General features: G+C 49.1%; 15 protein-coding genes and 1 other RNA gene. 11 read left to right on the top strand and 5 right to left on the bottom strand.

Annotated elements, in window-relative coordinates; translation table 11 throughout:
• Window positions 1–10: 10 nt before the first annotated feature.
• The 5 genes from STSP1_RS06390 to aroF all read left to right on the top strand — a co-directional run bounded on the left by STSP1_RS06390 (window position 11) and on the right by aroF (window position 4418).
• Window positions 11–703: an ATP-binding protein gene (locus STSP1_RS06390; RefSeq protein ID WP_226997466.1), complete on the top strand. Its 693-nt coding sequence runs from the start codon at window positions 11–13 to the stop codon at window positions 701–703.
• 39 nt (window positions 704–742) lie between these two features.
• Window positions 743–1699, top strand: coding sequence for a lysylphosphatidylglycerol synthase transmembrane domain-containing protein (locus STSP1_RS06395; RefSeq protein WP_085755554.1), 957 nt, complete (start codon window positions 743–745; stop codon window positions 1697–1699).
• Window positions 1687–2202 carry a class I SAM-dependent methyltransferase gene (locus tag STSP1_RS06400; RefSeq protein WP_085755555.1) on the top strand — a complete coding sequence of 172 codons (516 nt, stop codon included), beginning with the start codon at window positions 1687–1689 and terminating at the stop codon, window positions 2200–2202. Before STSP1_RS06395 ends, STSP1_RS06400 begins: the two co-directional genes overlap by 13 nt.
• A gap of 4 nt (window positions 2203–2206) precedes the next feature.
• The gene (gene wecB / locus STSP1_RS06405) at window positions 2207–3301 is read left to right on the top strand and encodes a non-hydrolyzing UDP-N-acetylglucosamine 2-epimerase (RefSeq protein WP_085755556.1); all 1095 of its coding nucleotides are present in this window, start codon (window positions 2207–2209) and stop codon (window positions 3299–3301) included.
• A 97-nt stretch (window positions 3302–3398) separates the two neighbouring features.
• Window positions 3399–4418, top strand: a complete 1020-nt coding sequence (gene aroF, locus STSP1_RS06410) for a 3-deoxy-7-phosphoheptulonate synthase (protein ID WP_085755557.1) — start codon at window positions 3399–3401, stop codon at window positions 4416–4418.
• A 13-nt stretch (window positions 4419–4431) separates the two neighbouring features.
• On the opposite strand, the gene ffs is transcribed toward aroF, so the two are convergent.
• Window positions 4432–4529, bottom strand: an RNA gene (ffs, locus tag STSP1_RS06415) — signal recognition particle sRNA small type.
• Window positions 4530–4862: 333 nt separating this feature from the next.
• On the opposite strand from ffs, the gene STSP1_RS06420 reads away from it, so the two are divergent.
• Genes STSP1_RS06420 through STSP1_RS06435 form a run of 4 tightly spaced genes read left to right on the top strand, consistent with a single transcriptional unit; the run spans window position 4863 to window position 11006 of the window.
• Window positions 4863–5504 carry a TetR/AcrR family transcriptional regulator gene (locus STSP1_RS06420; protein WP_085755558.1) on the top strand — a complete coding sequence of 214 codons (642 nt, stop codon included), beginning with the start codon at window positions 4863–4865 and terminating at the stop codon, window positions 5502–5504.
• 24 nt (window positions 5505–5528) lie between these two features.
• Complete coding sequence (locus STSP1_RS06425) at window positions 5529–6617, top strand: efflux RND transporter periplasmic adaptor subunit (RefSeq protein ID WP_085755559.1); 1089 nt, start codon at window positions 5529–5531, stop codon at window positions 6615–6617.
• A 9-nt stretch (window positions 6618–6626) separates the two neighbouring features.
• Window positions 6627–9665 carry an efflux RND transporter permease subunit gene (locus STSP1_RS06430; RefSeq protein ID WP_085755560.1) on the top strand — a complete coding sequence of 1013 codons (3039 nt, stop codon included), beginning with the start codon at window positions 6627–6629 and terminating at the stop codon, window positions 9663–9665.
• Window positions 9666–9680: 15 nt separating this feature from the next.
• On the top strand, window positions 9681–11006 hold the full coding sequence (locus STSP1_RS06435; RefSeq protein WP_085755561.1) for a TolC family protein: 1326 nt from the start codon (window positions 9681–9683) through the stop codon (window positions 11004–11006).
• Here the strand turns inward: STSP1_RS06435 and STSP1_RS06440 are convergent, their stop codons facing one another.
• The 4 genes from STSP1_RS06440 to lpxD are packed head-to-tail and all read right to left on the bottom strand — an operon-like array spanning window position 11007 to window position 15064.
• Complete coding sequence (locus STSP1_RS06440) at window positions 11007–11804, bottom strand: ABC transporter ATP-binding protein (RefSeq protein ID WP_085755562.1); 798 nt, start codon at window positions 11802–11804, stop codon at window positions 11007–11009.
• A gap of 17 nt (window positions 11805–11821) precedes the next feature.
• On the bottom strand, window positions 11822–13132 hold the full coding sequence (gene hisD, locus STSP1_RS06445) for a histidinol dehydrogenase (protein WP_085755563.1): 1311 nt from the start codon (window positions 13130–13132) through the stop codon (window positions 11822–11824).
• Between the two features lie 37 nt (window positions 13133–13169).
• On the bottom strand, window positions 13170–14018 hold the full coding sequence (locus STSP1_RS06450; RefSeq protein WP_226997527.1) for an LpxI family protein: 849 nt from the start codon (window positions 14016–14018) through the stop codon (window positions 13170–13172).
• 8 nt (window positions 14019–14026) lie between these two features.
• The gene (gene lpxD / locus STSP1_RS06455) at window positions 14027–15064 is read right to left on the bottom strand and encodes a UDP-3-O-(3-hydroxymyristoyl)glucosamine N-acyltransferase (protein WP_161491643.1); all 1038 of its coding nucleotides are present in this window, start codon (window positions 15062–15064) and stop codon (window positions 14027–14029) included.
• A 537-nt stretch (window positions 15065–15601) separates the two neighbouring features.
• On the opposite strand from lpxD, the gene purF reads away from it, so the two are divergent.
• Window positions 15602–17053, top strand: a complete 1452-nt coding sequence (gene purF, locus STSP1_RS06460) for an amidophosphoribosyltransferase (RefSeq protein ID WP_085755566.1) — start codon at window positions 15602–15604, stop codon at window positions 17051–17053.
• On the top strand, window positions 17050–18114 hold the full coding sequence (gene purM, locus STSP1_RS06465) for a phosphoribosylformylglycinamidine cyclo-ligase (RefSeq protein WP_085755567.1): 1065 nt from the start codon (window positions 17050–17052) through the stop codon (window positions 18112–18114). The genes purF and purM overlap by 4 nt, the downstream gene beginning before the upstream one ends.
• Window positions 18115–18159 lie beyond the last annotated feature (45 nt).

Raw genomic sequence — 18159 nt, forward strand, 5'->3', positions numbered from 1 at the left:
AGATATGCTTATGGATTCAAAGGATATTGACAAAGAGGCCTTCGCAGAATTTATGGAAAAGGAGTTTGACATAGCTCCGGAAACAGAAAAGATAGAACGTTCACTCAAAAACCTCAACCTTATGAGGGACGGGTCTTTGAATCTTGCAGGAGCTCTTTTGTTCGGTAAGAGGCCGCACATTCAGCTTCCGGCTTTTATAGTTAAGTGCGTCTGCTACCCGGGCAAAGAGATATCCGCAAACAACTACATAGAAAGCAAAGATATCAAAGGAACTATCCCGCAGATGTTTGAGGGAGTAACAGCATTTTTGCTTAGAAATATTCGATGGATTCAGAACGGCAAAGATATAAATTCAATTGGAGACCCCGAGATCCCGCGAATTGCCTTAGTGGAGCTGGTGGTTAATGCCCTGATACACAGAGACTACTTTATCTCCGCCCCTGTAAGAATTTTTATCTTCTCAGACAGAGTGGAGATTATAAGCCCCGGGCATCTGCCGAATAATCTTACAGTGGAGAATATTAAAAACGGTAATTCCAACATAAGAAACCCGATCCTTGCATCCTTCGCTGCAAAACTCCTTCCATACAGAGGGCTAGGCAGCGGGATAAGGCGTGCTCTGAAAGCATATCCCGATATTCAGTTCGAAGACGACAGAGACGGCAATCTATTCAAGTGTACTCTTATTAGAAAAACAAACTGAAAGCGGCTTGATTACAAAGCCGTACAGCAGGCAGATAAAATGAACAGGAAAACGAAGATAACGCTGCAGGTTGCTGTATCAGCGGTGCTGATTGGGTTTATATTCTCCCGCATAAACCTGCAAGAGCTTGGGGCTGCTATAAGCGGTGTAAGCCTGCCGCTGCTTTTTCTTTGCTTTGCCCTGCTTATCCCAAACTACCTTCTCAGGGCGTATCGCTGGAGGCTCTTATTTCAAGACAGCTCTCATACAATCAGCCTCACGGATTCCTCTTTGCTTCTCTTTGCCGGCCTCGGGCTCAATCTGTTTATGCCCGCCGGCAGCGGGGATATCGCCAAGGCATACTTCGGCTACCGCTGGTCTGGTGTGAAGGAGAGGATGGTATCTATAAGCTTTCTGGATAAGCTCATAGCCGTAAGTTCCATATCCATACCCGGCCTTGCCGCTTCTCTTATAACCTCGCGCCCGATATTTGCCGCCCTTTCGCTTCTTGCCGGCATACCGCTTCTTTTCGTTTTGTTCTTTGCCGGCTGGTTTTCAAGGAGCGAAAAGGCTAAGGATTTTATCGATAAACGAGCGGGCAGGAAATTCGATTTTCAGCTTTTCAGCAGGCAGATTGAAAGCTCCAAGGGCAAGCTTTTCTATGCAGTTATCGTTTCAGTTCTTGGCTGGGCTGTAACTTATTTTATTTTTTTTATATGTTTTAGGATGATAGATTCTCAAATTTCGTTATATTACGTGTTTTCGGTTTCTCCGATTCTCACTCTCGCCAGGCTGTTTCCATTCTCATTGAACGGGCTTGGCAGTGATGAGGCCGTGATTGGATTTTTATTTCTCGGCAGCGGATTAGAATCTGAAAAGGTGCTTGCAGCGGCTCTTCTTTACAGAGTCGTTCTTTTGATTATCCCCGGTCTGGCTGGGCTGATAATCTTAAATCTTAAAAGAAAAATTATAACTTCCAATGATGAAACTGTTCAGAGTGATATATGGGACTTTTAGAAAACGCTAAGATGGGGATATACCGCTTTATAAGGGTATTCCGCTGCAATGATGTTATGGAAATAATGAAGCCTGATGCCCAAACTGTGCTCGATATAGGCTGTCAGGAGATGTATTTCTACAACCAGCTCAAAGAGCATTACGATGTTACGCTTGCAGACTGCGAGCCTCAAAACGGCGATATAGTAAAACAGGATGTTGAAAACTTAAGCTTTGAAGATTCCAGCTTCGATATCGTAATATGCCTGCAGGTTCTCGAGCACGTGCCGGATCCTGTGAAGGCGATGAAGGAGCTCAAGCGAGTGGCACGAAAGCAGCTTATTATCTCAGTGCCAAACGAGCCGGAATTCACATTCGCACGTATGGGGACATGGGAGAAAGAACATTTATGGGCAATACAGCCCGCTGTTTTTGAACATCACCTCGGCAAGCCGGACATCTTCAAAACGATAATATTAAAAAGATACTGTTTGTTTGCTTGGGATATAGGCGAGGGGGATTAGAGCGATGAAGATTCTCTGCGTCTGCGGCGCAAGGCCGAATTTTATGAAGATTGCCCCGATAGCTGAGGCATTTTCAAACAGCGGGATTCAATATTTGATTGTGCATACGGGACAGCATTACAGCCCCGAGATGAGCAGAGACTTTTTTGAGCAGCTTGAAATTCCCAAACCCGATGTCAATCTTGAGGTTGGTTCCGGCTCGCACGCGCAGCAGACAGCAGAAATAATGAAGCGGTTTGAGCCTGTGGTGATTGAAAAGAGCCCTGATGCCGTGCTCGTTGTGGGCGATGTAAACAGCACTATCGCCTGCGGTCTCACGGCAGTTAAGCTCGGGATTAGGCTTATTCACGTGGAAGCGGGGCTTCGAAGCTGCGACAAGGCCATGCCCGAGGAGATAAACCGAATCCTCACAGACTCCATCAGCGATATGCTTTTTGTATCAGAGCCCTCAGGCATTGAAAACTTGCGCAGGGAGGGCAGGCCGGAAGAATCGCTCTTCCTTGCAGGGAACGTAATGATTGATACCCTTCGCAGGCGGCTGAGCATCGCAGAAGAATCGGATATCCTAAACAGGCTCGGGCTCAGAGAAAGACAGTTTATCACCCTCACACTGCACCGCCCTGAAAACGTTGACAGCAAAAGGCAGCTTCTGAAAGTGCTGGATTTGATAGAGCGGGCTGCGAAAATATCAACGATAGTTTTCCCCATACATCCAAGAGCAGGAAAGGCGTTCAAGAAAGCCGGCCTTGAAGGGAAGCTGAGCGAAATCAGCAACGTTATTATCACCCCTCCGCTGGGCTATATTGACTTTTTGAAGCTCTTAACCAGCAGCGCCTGCGTTTTAACCGATTCAGGCGGCGTGCAGGAGGAAACAACCGCCCTCGAGATCCCCTGCATCACGCTTCGGAAAAATACCGAACGCCCCATTACCATCAGCGAGGGAACAAATATCCTAACAGGCCTCAATCCTGAAAGAGTCGGCGGAGAATTGCAAAGGCTCTCTGGGAATAATTTCAAAGCGGCAGGCAAATGCCCAAAGCTCTGGGACGGCAAGGCTGCTGAAAGAATAGCAGAACAGGTTCGCAAAACGCTTGCATAATTGCGGCGCAAATGATATTAACATTTGACTAAACAGCCTGTTTTTCTGATAATTCCCGCAAGCGTCATATCAACTAAAATTAGAAAGAGGAAATTGTATGATCGTTGTAATGAAGCCGGAAGCTTCAAACGAAGACGTAAAGCACGTAGTGAATCTTGTAAACGACTTCGGCCTGAAGGAAAACATTATATACGGAACAGACAGGACCGTTATCGCCTGCATCGGGGATAAAAGGCACGTTGAGAAGGGTGCTATTGAGAACGCTGGTAACGTGGAGAAGGTGGTTCCGATTCTCGCCCCATACAAACTCGCCTCTCGGGAGGTGGTTAAAGAGAAAACAGCGATTGAGATCGGACCTGAAAAATTTCCGCTTGGCGGGAATCGAGTGGGCGTTATAGCAGGGCCTTGCGCTGTTGAAGATCTCGATCAGGTGCTCAAAACAGCCGAAAAGGTAAAAGAAGCAGGCTGCATAGGTCTGAGGGGCGGAGCGTTCAAACCCCGCACAAGCCCTTACAGCTTTCAGGGGCTCAAATACGAAGGACTTGAGATCCTCGCAAAGGCTCGAGAGGAAACAGGACTCGCAGTTGTTACTGAGGTAGTGAGCCTTGATAACGTTGAAGCTGTGGCAGAATTTGCAGATGTTTTGCAGGTTGGGGCGAGAAATATGCAGCATTACCCCCTGCTTGAGGCTCTGGGGAAGGTGAATAAACCCATCCTTCTCAAGCGAGGGCTCTGCTCAAGACTCGATGAATTCCTGCTCGCCGCTGAATATATAATAAACGCCGGCAATAAACAGGTAATCCTCTGCGAGCGGGGCATCCGCACCTATGAGGAGTATGTGCGCAACACGCTGCCTCTTGCTTCAATTCCGGCTTTGAATGAACGCACTCACCTGCCGATCGTTGTGGACCCCTCACATGGAACGGGGCATTCATATATGGTGCCTGCTATGTGCAGAGCGGCAGTTGCCGCTGGCGCAGACGGTCTGCTCGTGGAATGTCATTTGGACCCGGAACACGCCCTCAGCGACGGAGCTCAATCCATCACGCCGGAAGGACTTACGGAAATGGTGAAATCTGTAACGAAAATTGCAGAAACGCTTGGCAGGACATTATAGATAATCTTAAAAAAGGTGTCGGGTTTACCACGCACAGCCCGGAATCGCTTATGGCTGCTCGGTTCCCCGCCTGACCAGGTTCACGTCCCGCAGCTTGCATGGGACCCGACACAACTGAACATATTATTATACCGCATAATATTCAACAAATCAACCAGCACAGAAAAAATAATTTTCACTGCCTGAAATTTACCAGCCCACCTAAAATATATCCTCGCACAAAGGAGTTTTATGGAGACAGACCAACCACTCTTAAGGGGGTAAAAACGCACTTTTCAACCCCTAAGTGAGAAATATAGACGCAGCAGCTTAATCGGGTGCTGAACGGGAAACAGGATCAAATAACCTCAGAAATTTTCATAAAATTGAGCAAAAAGACTTGACTGAGCTGAACATTCGAGTAAATTTGTGCGACCGATTAAAAACGATTCAAGGAAATGAATAATGAAATACTCTACAAGCGAAATAACCGTTCAAAACCTTATCAATTCCGCAGGCGAGCTTGCGGCAAGAGTAGGTTTCCCGAATGTAACCACAAGGGGCATTGCAAGGCTCTCAGGCGAGAACATCGGCACGATACACTATCACTTCGGCAGCAAGGACAATCTGCTTGAGGCAGTTGTTTATGAAGTTATCGAAAAGAAAAAGGATCTGCTCAGAAATGTCCTAAAAGAAGGTGGTGAGCTTTCATCAAAGGCCGAACAGGCCAAGATGATACGCAAGCTTGTAAGGCGAAATATAGACAATATGTTCAGAAGCGAGAATCCCGTATGGCATTCGAGGGCGGTATTTCAGGTTCTTCAAACAGAGTGGCGGCTGAAGGATATCGTGCAGAAAGAAATGATAGACCCTGAAATCAACGCATTGAAGGCATTTTTCAAGAAGGTTAAGCCTTCGCTAACGGATGAACAGGCCTTCCAGCACGCCCTTCTTATGGGGATACCGGTCTATTTCCATGCCGACTACAGCAGATCAATCAAAGATAAGCTTGAAACTGAAGAGTATTCAGAAGAATATTTGAATTATCTTGAGGATGTTATCACCTGCCAGACCCAGTGCGCAGTGGGTCTGGCCTCTGATAAATAGATATATACGTAATTTGGGGAAAAAATGAAGGCGAAGAATATAGTAATCATAATTCTGATTTCTGTTTCGGGGCTGTTTGCTCAGAAAACCCGTAATGTGGAGCTTGGAGAAGTTAAGAAGCTCGAATTGAACACGGGTAACAGCTATCCGGGGACAGTAAATCCGTGCGAAAATACGAGGCTCTCATTCAGGGTCTCAGGGCCTCTTGTTGAGGTGGCAGCTGCACCCGGGGATAATGTGAAAAAGGGCGATCTGCTTATGCAGATAGACCCCAGAGACTACAACGACAGCATCAGTGTTTTAGAAGCTAATTTAGCACGGGCGAAGGCTGAGAAGCTCAAAACCAAACTCGATTACGACAGGGCGAAAAAGCTGTTTTCCCAGAACGTAATTCCAAAGGCAGATTATGACGCAGCAAAAAGCGCTTACGAGAGTGCAGAAGCGTCTATCCAAAGCACTCAAGCCCAGCTCCAAATCGCAAGGCATAAGCTTGAAGATACCTCGCTGAGGGCACCCTACGAGGGAGTAATCACAGAGCAGTTCGCTGAAAATCACGAGATGATTCAGAAGGGGCAGGTGGTTATGAGTATGCAGGATATCTCAAGGCTGGAGGTGGATATCAATGTACCGGAAAACGAGATTGTAAACTATGAGTTAGAAAGAGGCAAAGAGGCGGGGGTTAAGTTCCCTGCTTTCGGCGAAAAACTTTTCAGTGCTTCGCTGTCAGAGTGGAATACGTCTGCATCAAACAGAACAAGAACGTATCAGCTCACATTCACTTTAGACCCTCAGGGCAGCCAGCTGCTTCCCGGGATGACGGCAGAGCTAAGCCTTAAAACAAACACTCAGGCCGGCAAGACAATAGTTCCAGCAGGCGCAGTTGTAAGTCTCGGGAGAAACAGAAGCGCAGTGTGGGTTTACAACGAAGAAAACGGAAGAGCCTCAAAGAAAGAGGTTTCTGCGGGAAGGCTCTACGGTTCATCGAAAATAGTAATAGAAAGCGGGCTCAAGGGCGGCGAGACTATCGTAACCAAAGGGGCCGATTTCATTACAGAAGACACTGAGCTTCGAGATACCGCACAATCAGAAAACACTGAAATTTCAGCCCGCTAAGGAGATAAGATGAATCTTGCAGCATTTGCTCTTCGAAAAAGAACCCTGATGGTGGTGCTGATTATCCTCTTTACAGGTGCCGGAATTATTTCATATCAGCGGATAGGCCGTCTTGAAGACCCCACTTTCACCATAAAGACTGCCCTTGTATCAACTCTCTACCCCGGGGCTTCGCCTTCGGAAGTGGAGCAGGAGGTATCAGATGTGATAGAGGAGGCCATTCAGGAGATGGGGCAGGTTAAGGAGATTTACTCCACCAGCAGAGAGGGGCTGTCTGTGGTGTATGTGGATGTAAAAGACACCTACACCCATGAGCAGCTCCCGCAAATCTGGGATGAGCTCAGAAAAAAAATCGCAGACTCCCAGCCTTTGCTCCCGCCCGGGGCGGGGCCTTCTGTGGTTAATGATGATTTCGGCGATGTGTACGGCTTGTTTTTCGCAATCACAGGCAAGAATAAAACTTATGCAGAGCTGAAAGATTATGCAGACCAGCTGAAAACAGAGCTGCTTCTCTGCGAAGACGTTGCGAAGATTGAATTCTGGGGCACCCAGCAGGAAGTTCTCTACGCAGAGTTCGACAGGGCAAAGCTCTCAGAACTCGGCATAACCCCAGAGCAGATCTACGGCACCCTTCAATCCCAGAACCTTGTGGAGAGAAGCGGGAAAGTGGAAATCGACGGGGAATATGTACGCATAACTCCTACGGGAGAATTCCAGAGCGTTGAGGCGATTGAGGATTTGCTAATAGGCGGAGCGGACGGTCTCGTTAAGCTCTCAGATATCTGCGAGGTCAGACGGGGATATATCGACCCTCCCAGAAATATGATGCGTTTCAACGGTCAGAAGGCGATAGGGTTCGGAATCTCCACTGTTGACGGGGGAAACGTTGTTGATATGGGCAAGGCCGTTGCGGATAAATTAAAGGCCCTCAAATCCGAACGCCCCGATGGCATCAGGCTTCACAGAATATACTATCAAAGCGAGATTGTTACAGAAGCGGTAAACACATTCCTGCTCAACCTTGCTGAGGCCGTGGCGATTGTAATCGTTCTTTTGATGCTTTTCATGGGATGGCAAAGCGGACTGCTCATAGGGGTGATACTCCTGATGACGATCCTTTGCACATTCCTTGGTATGTATGTTATGGACATTAACCTTCAGAAGATTTCGCTCGGTGCCCTGATTCTCGCCCTCGGAATGCTCGTTGACAATGCGATCGTTGTGGCAGACGGGATTCTCGTGAAGGTGGAGAGAGGCGAACGGCGCGAGGAAGCTGCTGTTGATATCGTGCGGGCTGCAGGTATGCCCCTTCTCGGAGCTACTGCCGTTGCAATTCTCGCATTTACAGCTATCGGATTTGCGCCGGGGAGCGTGGGAGAGTTTTGCAGGAGCCTTTTTTATGTAATGGCGCTTTCGCTTTCTATAAGCTGGGTGCTTGCTGTTACAGTAACGCCGCTTTTCTGCGTGTGGTTTCTTAAGATCCCAAAAACTGAGGAGGGCTTTGATCCATACAGCAGACCGATGTACAGAAAATACAGGCGATTCCTGCATACTGCAATAAAGTATCGCTGGCTGACTCTGGCCGCTGCAGGGCTGGCCCTTGCAGGCGGGCTGCACTTTATGGGCAAAGTTTCCCAGTCTTTCTTCCCAGACTCTACAAAACCATACTTCTACGTAAACTTCTGGAAACCTGAGGGAACTCACATCGACAAAACATCCGAAGATATGCGCGTTATTGAGAAATACATATCCTCGCTTGATGGTATAGAAAATGTAAGCACTTTTGTCGGCGAGGGGACGCTAAGATTTATCCTCTCTTATGAATACCAAACGCCAAACTCCAGCTACGGGCAGTTTCTGGTAGAAGTGGACGACTACAAGAAAATCGGTATTTACCAGCAAAAGGTAAAGAAGTACCTAGTGGATAATTTCCCAAATTCCGATCCGATGGTGCAGAAGATAGGAACCGGCCCGACAGTTCCCTATAAGATAGAAGCGAGATTTCGCGGCAAAGACCCAAAAGTTCTCCATCGCCTTGCGGGTAAGGCTGTGGAAGTGATGCGGGAAACCCCTGGAGCAAAGAATATCCGCAAAGACTGGCGCCAGAGGGTTAAGGTAATCAGGCCTGAATTCTCTGAAAGCCAGGCGCACCGCATCGGCGTTAGCAGGAGCGATCTGGCCAACTCGCTTCAGTGGAATTTCAACGGGCTTAGAGTTGGGCTTTACCGCGAGAAGGATGAGCTGATACCGATTATCTCAAGGCCCCCCGAAGACCAGCGGGTTTCAGCGGAAAATATAGAGAAGGTTCAGGTATGGAGCTCCAATGCACAGGCCTACTTCCCGATAAGGCAGGTAGTAACTGAGATGAAGCCGAAGTGGGAGTGGCCAATAATAGAGCGTTTCAACAGGCAGAAAAGCGTAAAGGCCCAGTGCAACGCTGTGGGTAATGCTGAGGCCCTGCGGCAGGAGATTGCCCCAAAAATAGAAGGCTTCAATCTTCCTCCCGGCTATTCACTCAAATGGCAGGGTGAATACGACAGCACCCAAGAGGCTCAAGACCCCTTGAAGAAGGTTTTCCCAATTTGTATGCTGGGAATGTTTATCGTAGTAGTGTGGCTGTTTAATTCTGTTAAAAAGCCGCTGATTATCTTCCTCGCCCTTCCGCTTTCCATTATTGGAATCGGAACGGGGCTGTATCTTATGAACGTGCCGTTCGGATTTATGGCGATTCTCGGTTTTCTCGGGCTTTCCGGGATGCTGATCAAGAATGCAATTGTGCTCATAGATCAGATTCAGTTAGACCTCAACTCCGGCAAAGAACCTTACAAAGCCGTGCTTGATTCGTCTGTAAGCCGTCTCCGGCCTGTGCTTATGGCAGCGGGAACTACGATCCTCGGTATGGCCCCGTTAGTGCCTCAGCCGCTCTATTCAGGAATGGCTGCAACGATAATGAGCGGACTTTTCGCCGCCACGTTCCTAACGCTGATCCTTGTTCCCGTGGAGTACTGCATATTCTACAGGATTAAGACAGATGAAAGTAAACTGTAATTGACAGGGGTTATTATGAAAAAAAACATATCAGCAATATTGATCCTGACAGCCTCGCTCTTTGCAGCAGGCTCTGATTTTGAGCTGCCGGCAGGCAGTCTTACCCTTGAAAAGGCCTGCAAAACCGCTTTGGATAATAATCCACAGATTGATGCAGCTCTTGATAGAATCAAAGCCGCTGAGGCGATTGTTAAGCAGGCAAAGGCTGCAAACTATCCATCTGTAAAAGGCGGGGCGGGATATCAGGCACTCAATTCAGCAGAAGAGCCCGGCTGGGCGCCATACACCCACCAGCGCGAGGCCTTCAACGAAAAATCGCTCAGCCTTGAAGCAAGCTACCTTCTCTTCGACGGATTCGGCAGAAAGGCCGCTATTCTTGAATCAAAAAGCTATTCCAAAAGCCAGTCTCAGAGGCTCTACGACACCAGAAGACTGCTGCTTGAGGCTGTGAGCTCAGCATTCTACAGAGCCCAGCTCGCTGTTGAGAATATGGTTATTGCAAGGCAGAACCGAAACTTCAATAAACTCCTGGAAAAGGACGCAGAGAAGAAATTGGCCGCACAAACCATAGCTGCTTCTGAGGCGATGAATTTCTCAGTGAAGGCTTTGAAAGCCGAAACAGATTTCCTTCAGGCGAAGAAGAATTTCAGAGTGATAGCTGCCGCTCTTGCTGAGCTGCTTGCTGTTCCGGGCTCTGAGCTTCCCAAAGAGATGTATCCGATTCGCTCAAGCAAAGACGTAAAATCAAAAGAGCTCACCACCGAAAAGCTTATCGCTCAGTCTCTAAGGTCAAGACCCGATCTTGAGGCGATTGATTATCAGATTGAAGCGGGAAGGCAGAATATCAAAAAACAAAAGGCCGATTATGCCCCCGAGATAGCGATTGTGGCGGGGGTGGATTATTCAAAGACAAACGCCGGCGATTACGATCAGGATGAATACACCTCATACATCGGCGTTAATGCAGTATGGCAGCTCTATACAGGCGGCGCAAGGAGCGGAAAGGTGAATCAGGCTCGTTCTGAGCTCAGCCAGTTAAAACAGCAGAAAACGCTCAAAGTGCTCTCGATTCAGTCTTCAGTGAGACAGGCTGTGGAGAAGGCAGAGATAAACTACCAAACCTGCCTTCGAAATCAGAAGATTTATGAGCTTTCAAAGAAAATCAGGGATGACGTGGAAAAGAGCTACAAAGCAGGAGCAGTTTCTCTTACGAGGCTCAATGAAGCGCAGACCGATATGGTAAACGCTGCGGGGGCTTTAGAAACCTCCAAAATTCAGTACAGAATTTCTCTAATAGAGCTGAATTCCCAAACTGGAGAAATCCTCAAGCAGTTTGAATGATTAGCTCTTCATTTGGCTGCTTCGGGATAGCCGGCCGGCCGGAATGAATATTGGTATGCCGTCGCGGCTTGCCTTTATTGTTTCAACCTGATAGCTGTTTCTGATATTTTCTTCTGTGAAGAGATTTTCAGGGGTGTCGATTTTTATGCCGCCCCAGCCGTCGAACATAAGGGAGTAGTCGGCATACTGGATCGCAAGGTTTATATCATGCATTATCACGGCAATAGTTTTCTTCTCCTCCATCTGCAGCCGCTTGAGGATATCGAAAATCCCCACCTGATGGCGCATATCAAGAAAGCTTGTGGGCTCATCCAGAAGAAGAACGGGAGTTTTCCTCGCAAGCGCACGGGCGATGAAAACCCTCTGCCTCTCCCCGCCGCTTATCTTATCGAGAGGCCGGTTCACAAGATGGTGGGTCTCGGTGATCTTGAGCATATGCATTGCAATGTCTCTGTCTTCGGGCGACTCAAATCCGAAGCGGTCGAAGCTGCTAGTTCTGCCCATCAGAACCGTCTCAAAAACGGTGTAACCGAAAGCGGGCACATACTCCTGCGGGACATACGCCATCTTTCCGGCCTTTTCTTCCACCCTCCTGCCTTCAAGGCTTTCCCCGCCACAGTAAAAGCAGCCATCTGCGGGCGTGAGAAATCCCATAATCAGCTTCATAAGGGTGCTTTTGCCTGAGCCGTTAGGGCCGGTTATGCTCATAAACCCGCCTGCTGGGAGGTTGAAATTGAGGCTGTCTATGATTTTCCAGCTGCCGTAGTAAAAGCTGATGTTTTCCGCTTTCAGTTCCATTTTGCCCTTGTTAAAAGTTAATCGGCCTTGCCCAGCCTAATAGCAACGCTCTTGGCATGCGCATCAAGACCCTCGATTTCTGCAAGGCGTATTATATCATCCGCCCCTTCACGCAGCATATTTTCTGAAAAATCTATAATGCTCGATGATTTTACAAAATCGTTGCTTGAGAGCGGGGAGAAATATTTCGAGCTCTGACGGGTGGGCAGTGTGTGGCTCGGGCCTGCGAAATAATCGCCCGCTGCTACGGGGCTGTATGGGCCGATAAAAATCGCCCCTGCGTTTTTAATCTTTTCTGCAATCTCCCTACTCCTCCGGCCGAACTGCACCTCAAGATGCTCCGCAGCGAAGCTGTTGGCAAAATCTATCACGGCCTCTTCATCCTCCACTGCCACCACAGCGCTGTATTTCTTGAGGCATTCGGCTGTTTCTCTGCTTCTGGAGAGCCTGCTGCACTGGCTTTCAACCTCGCTGATTATTTCTTTCGCAAAGCTTTCGCTGTTTGTAACCACGATCCCTGCACCCGGGTTGTGCTCTGCCTGACTGAGCATATCAGCAGCAATCCAGCTTGGATTGGCATTCTCATCGGCCATAATCAAAACATCGCTCGGGCCGGCAAACGAATCCATATCGACAAGCCCGAACACCTCTTTCTTGGCAAGCTGCACATAATCATTGCCCGGCCCTGCAATCTTATCAACCTTAGGTATGGTTTCAGTGCCCCAGGCAAGCGCCGCCACAGCCTGCGCTCCGCCTATGCGGTACACCTCGCTGATTCCGAGCTCCCAGCAAAGCCCAAGGATTACAGGATGAATCGAGCCCTCGAATCTCGGCGGGGAGATAACCGTTATCTGATCAACTCCCGCTGCCATAGCGGGAACGGCTGTCATTATCACTGTAGAAGGCAGCGGAGCACTTGCGCCGGGAATGCAAAGACCAACTCGCTTGAGGGGAGTGTATTTCACTGCCCCTTCCTGCGAGCAGCCGCCAACAAAAATGCGGCTCTGATAATCACGCACGTTCTCTATGCTCCGCCTCATACTGCTGAGCAGATCCTCTGGAAGATGCTCATGCGAAACATGCATCGCCTCCTCCGATACCCGAAACTCAGAAGGCTCAAAGCTTATATTATCAAAACGCTCGGTGTATTCGCATACGGCCTTATCGCCGCGTTTGCCAACATCCAAAACCACATCACGCACCCGCCCTGCAATGTCCTGATTGTGCAGGAGGTATTCAGTCATTGAATGCTCTCTTCGAAGCCTTGCGAGCTTTTCCTCGAAGTCGCTGTCTGTGCTGCTTGCAAGCAATTTACTAAAATTATACATATTTAAACCTGTTAGTAAGTTGTTATATTAGCTTCTGTCAATGCCCGTACACTGGAATCTTGAGTTTGTCTGCCAGTGCGAGTGTTTCGGGCTTATCGATTATGAATGTCTTACCAGCCTCTACTACCACACACCCTGCTTTGTTTTCCTTGAGATCTTTTATAGTATCCGCCCCGATGCACGGGACATCAAACCGCATATCCTGCCCGGGCTTTGCAGTTTTTATGAGCGTCCAGCCCCCGCTTCTGCAGAATTTGCCCGCTCTTTCGATCATTTCGGCCGTGCCCTCAATCGCCTCCACCGCTATCACCTCTCTGTTCTTCACGGCGATCGCCTGGCCAACATCAAACTCCCCAAGCTTTTTAACGATATCCCAGCCGTATTCGATATCGGCCATCATCCTCTCGCCCGGTTTTATTCGGGTCATAATCCCGCTTTCTGCGAGATGCTCTGTGCTGTATTGCGTGGAATCTATCAAGGTAATCCCTCCGGTTTGAAGTTCATCGGAAATTGCATTCAAAACTGTATCGTCCTGCCAGTCTGAACGGAGAATTTTGGCGGTGATTCTCAGCACGCGCCAATCCGGCAGGTACGAAAGCACGAGGTTGAGCAGCCCCGCTTTGTGCAGGTCTGCCTTGGCCACCCTGCCAACCATTATTGTTTCTCTCGCTCCGAACCTGCGGAGCCATTTTATCCACGTCCCAAGCCTGCTTATTGGAACAGGCCTGTAAAAATCACACAAATCCGCAAGCTCCGGTTCGGCATTGCCCGCAATTCCAACGCACGCAATTTTCTTGCCCGCCCTGCGAATCCCCTCGGCAACATTAAACGGCAGCCTTCCCTGACCCGCAATCAGCCCTACAACGGCTTCATCTGGGGCTTTCACTGCCAACTTTACTCCTCCCTGCCGGCCTCAAGAGCTTTAATTCGTTTTTCAAGCTGCCTTATCTGCTTGCGCATCTCGGGAACTTTCGGAAATGAGACGAACATTCTTTTCGCTTCGTTTTCATCCATCGCCGGCTGCCCGATAACACGCTTGCCGTCGGGAATATCGTTCATTACCGCAGACTTTCCGCCAACCATAACCTGATTGCCCACCTTTATATGCCCCACAACCGCAGACTGACCGCCTAAAAGGCAGTACTGCCCTAGCTCGGCCGTTCCGGCAATACCTACCTGAGGGACAAGCATACACCCCCTGCCGATTCTGGCGCCGTGGCCGATAACAACGCAATCGCCTATTTTGGCGCAGTCGCCGATGAGAGTGTCTCTCATCGAACCACGCTCTACCGCAGCATTCGCCCCTATCTCCACATCGTCCCCGAGAACAACGCTCTTGATATGCGGGATCTTGTGGTGAAATCCGTCGTTTTCGGCAAAACCGAACCCGTCCTGACCGATTGAGCAGTTCGATTGCAGTATTACCCGGCTGCCTATTCTGCAGTCCTCAAAAACAACCGCATTCGGATAGAGTATGCAGCCATCGCCGAGCTTTGTATCCCTGCCCACAAACGCCCCGGGATACAGCACGCAGCCCTCACCGACAGAGGCATTTTCATCGATGAATACGTTTTCGTAAATCGTGCATCCATGGCCTATCTCAGCAGAATCGCTTATAAATGCCTTCTCGCTGATTGAAGGCTCACGGTGTTTTCTGTGGCCGAACATAAACTCAACTATCCTGCAGAAGGCATAGTAAGGCGAGCTGCAAATCAGCAGGGCCTTGGCGGAGGTCTCTGCCTCCTGATCAAGGATCACAGCATCGGCCTTCGTGTCTTTCAAAAACTTGAAATACTTCCGATTCGAGAGAAACGTAACAGCCCCCTCGCCCGCCTCCTGTATCGGTGCGGCGGTGTGTATGACGGTTTCAGGATCGCCTTTTACCTCGCAGCCGAACTTATCTGCGAGCTGCTTAACGGTATATTTTTGCATAAAGCTTTTCCATAAATAAAAATTTCTATGCAAATAGTATATACTGTTTAACCAAATTTTCAAGCAATTCAATCCGCAGCTCAGGCGTTGGTACGAGGTTTTATGTTTAAGCAGAGTTTTGCAATGAAAATTGCAGGCCATAATTAATCTGCGTCAGGGCTGGGCAAAGCTTTTTTAAAGCCGAATCTATACGCCGCAGGCGGGCAGACACAGAGGAAATATTTAATCCACAGATTGCACGAATTACACAGAGGATTTTTTTGACGGGATTTACAGGATCTACAGGATTTTTAAGGTTCAAGGAAATGAGAAGGCAAAAGGCAAAAAATTTTTTGATCAACACTTGCCACGAGCCACACGCCAAAAAAAGCCCGTGCTGGTCGGTGCAGGGATCACGCCGGCAGGGAGCAAAAAATCTCATCATCACAAAAGATGGCTGGCTTGGGGGCTGGGGGTTCAGATTGACTTAAACTCATATTTCAGTAAACTATTAGCTCAGGGTTAAGGTTCAGTTCATTATACTTTTGAGACATACTTATGAGCTACAAGAGAGAAGAATGCGGTGTTTTCGGAATCTGGAACACTGAAAACCCCGCAGAAAAAATATATTTCGGGCTTCACAGCCTTCAGCACAGGGGCCAGGAATCTGCCGGAATGACCACAACAGACCGCAGTTCGCTCAAGCATTTCGCAGGCATGGGCACTGTATCGAAGGTTTTCCGCAAATCATCCATGAATATAATCCCCAAGCTCAGCGACGGCGCTTCAGGCGGTATAGGACATGTTCGATATTCCACGGCCGGAGCGAGCATGCGTGATAACGCCCAGCCGATGGTGGCGGCGTACTCGCAGGGCGAGGTGGCAGTTGCTCATAACGGGAATATTACCAACGCCGATATCCTCCGAGAAGAATACGAATCCACAGGCAGCATCTTCAAAACCACCTCCGACACGGAAATACTTATTCATATGCTTGCCAAGCCCGCCCATATAAACAAAACAGACACAATAGCCCACGTTATGAGGCATCTCGACGGGGCTTTTTGCGTTTTATACCTCTTCCCTGACAGGATTGAAGCAGCAAGAGATCCCCATGGAATAAGGCCGCTCAGCATCGGCAAATCTAAGAACGGAGCTTGGTGTGTGGCAAGTGAGAGCTGCGCATTCGATGCTATCGGCGGCGAACTTGTGCGGGATGTGGAGCCAGGAGAGATTGTAACGCTCAGCGACGACGGCCTCTCAAGCAGGTTTTTCATTGAACCGGGCTCTGTAAAGCCGTCGCACTGCATCTTCGAACACGTATATTTTTCACGCCAAAACAGCAAGGTTTTTGGCGAAAACGTGCATACAGCAAGGAAGAATTTCGGGGCTCAGCTTGCAGTCGAACACCCTGCTGATGCGGATGTTGTGATCCCTATTCCGGATTCCGGGACCGCCTCAGCGATCGGCTATGCGAACCGGAGCGGGATTCCGTTTGATATGGGATTTGTTCGAAGCCATTATATAGGCCGCTCTTTCATTGCCCCAACACAGGAGATGCGTGATCTGGCCGTGAGGCTGAAGCTTGCGGTGATAAAGGAGGCGGTTGAAGGCAAACGGGTGGTCGTAGTGGATGATTCAATCGTTCGAGGAACAACCACAAGGGGGAAGGTGAAAAATCTTCGAGAAGCGGGAGCTAAAGAAGTGCATATACGCGTGAGCTGCCCGCCGCTGAAATTCCCCTGCTTCTACGGCGTTGACTTTGCATCCAAAGATGAACTGGTGGCAAACAGAATGGATATGGATGAGCTCAGCCGATACCTCGAGGCAGACAGCATCGGATATCTTTCCGTAGAAGGTATGCTGAGCTGCGTAAACCTGCCCCCCGAGCATTACTGCACTGCATGCTGGACGGGCAAATACAAGGCTCCAACCCACCGAGCCCGAAGCAAAGATGCCATGGGAGGAAGCAATCACAAGATGCTTTTCCAGATAGAGGACAGCCGATGAGCGATTATCTCACCTACCAGTCTTCCGGCGTGAATATTGAAGCCAACGATGAGATGGTGGAGAAGATCAAGGGCTCTGTAGGCTCCACTTTCGGGCCGAGAGTGATGGATCTGCACGGGGGTTTTGCAGGGCTTTTCAGCCTTGAAAACAGCAATAATTTTTCAAAGAACTACAAAAATCCCGTTCTCGTTTCCTGCACAGACGGCGTGGGCACTAAGGTTATGCTCGCAAGGGATATGTGCAAGTTTGATACTGTAGGGCAGGATCTGGTGGCCATGAGCGTTAATGATATGATTGTGCTGGGTGCTGCCCCGCTCTTCTTCCTCGACTACCTGGCAGCAGATGAGCTTAACCCCGAGAAGGTGGCAGTGTTGGTGGAGGGGATTGCCGCTGCCTGCCGTGAAGCGGGCTGCTCCCTGATTGGCGGAGAAACGGCGGAAATGCCCGGTATATACTCCAAAAACGATTTCGATATGGCAGGTTTTGCTGTGGGGGTTGTGGAAAAAGATGAGATTATTAAAGGAGACAGCGCCGAGCCGGGCGATGTAATTATTGGCCTGTCCTCCTCCGGTGTGCATTCAAACGGCTATTCGCTTGTGCGCAATATCTGCTTTAATAAAGCTAAGCTCTCGCTCGATTCTCCCGTAGATTCGCTTGGGGGGAGAAAGCTTGGCGAGGTTCTCTTAGAGCCAACAAAGCTCTACGTCCAGCCGGTGCTTGCTGTGCTGGAAGAGCTTAAGGCAGCCAGCGAGATTAAGGCGATGGCGCATATTACAGGCGGGGGGCTTGTGGGTAATATCCCGAGAGTGCTTCCTGAAGGGACTAAGGCTGTAATCAAAAGAAAAAGCTGGGAAAAGCCCGATATTTTCCCGTTCCTCCAAAAAACCGGACCTGTTGAGGAAAGCGAGATGTACCGCGTGTTTAATATGGGCGTCGGCTTTGTTATGGTTGTGAGCCCGGAGAAGGCCGATAAGGCTGTTGAAATTCTCACCAAGAATGGACAGCAGGCTTGGCAAATCGGTGAAATCTGCAAAGGCAGTAAAGAAGTTGTAATACAATAGGCAAAAGGGCTTGCAGAAAGATGATTTTCTGCGCATTCGTCCGGC

Source organism: Sedimentisphaera salicampi (genome assembly GCF_002117005.1).
GTDB lineage: Bacteria > Planctomycetota > Phycisphaerae > Sedimentisphaerales > Sedimentisphaeraceae > Sedimentisphaera > Sedimentisphaera salicampi.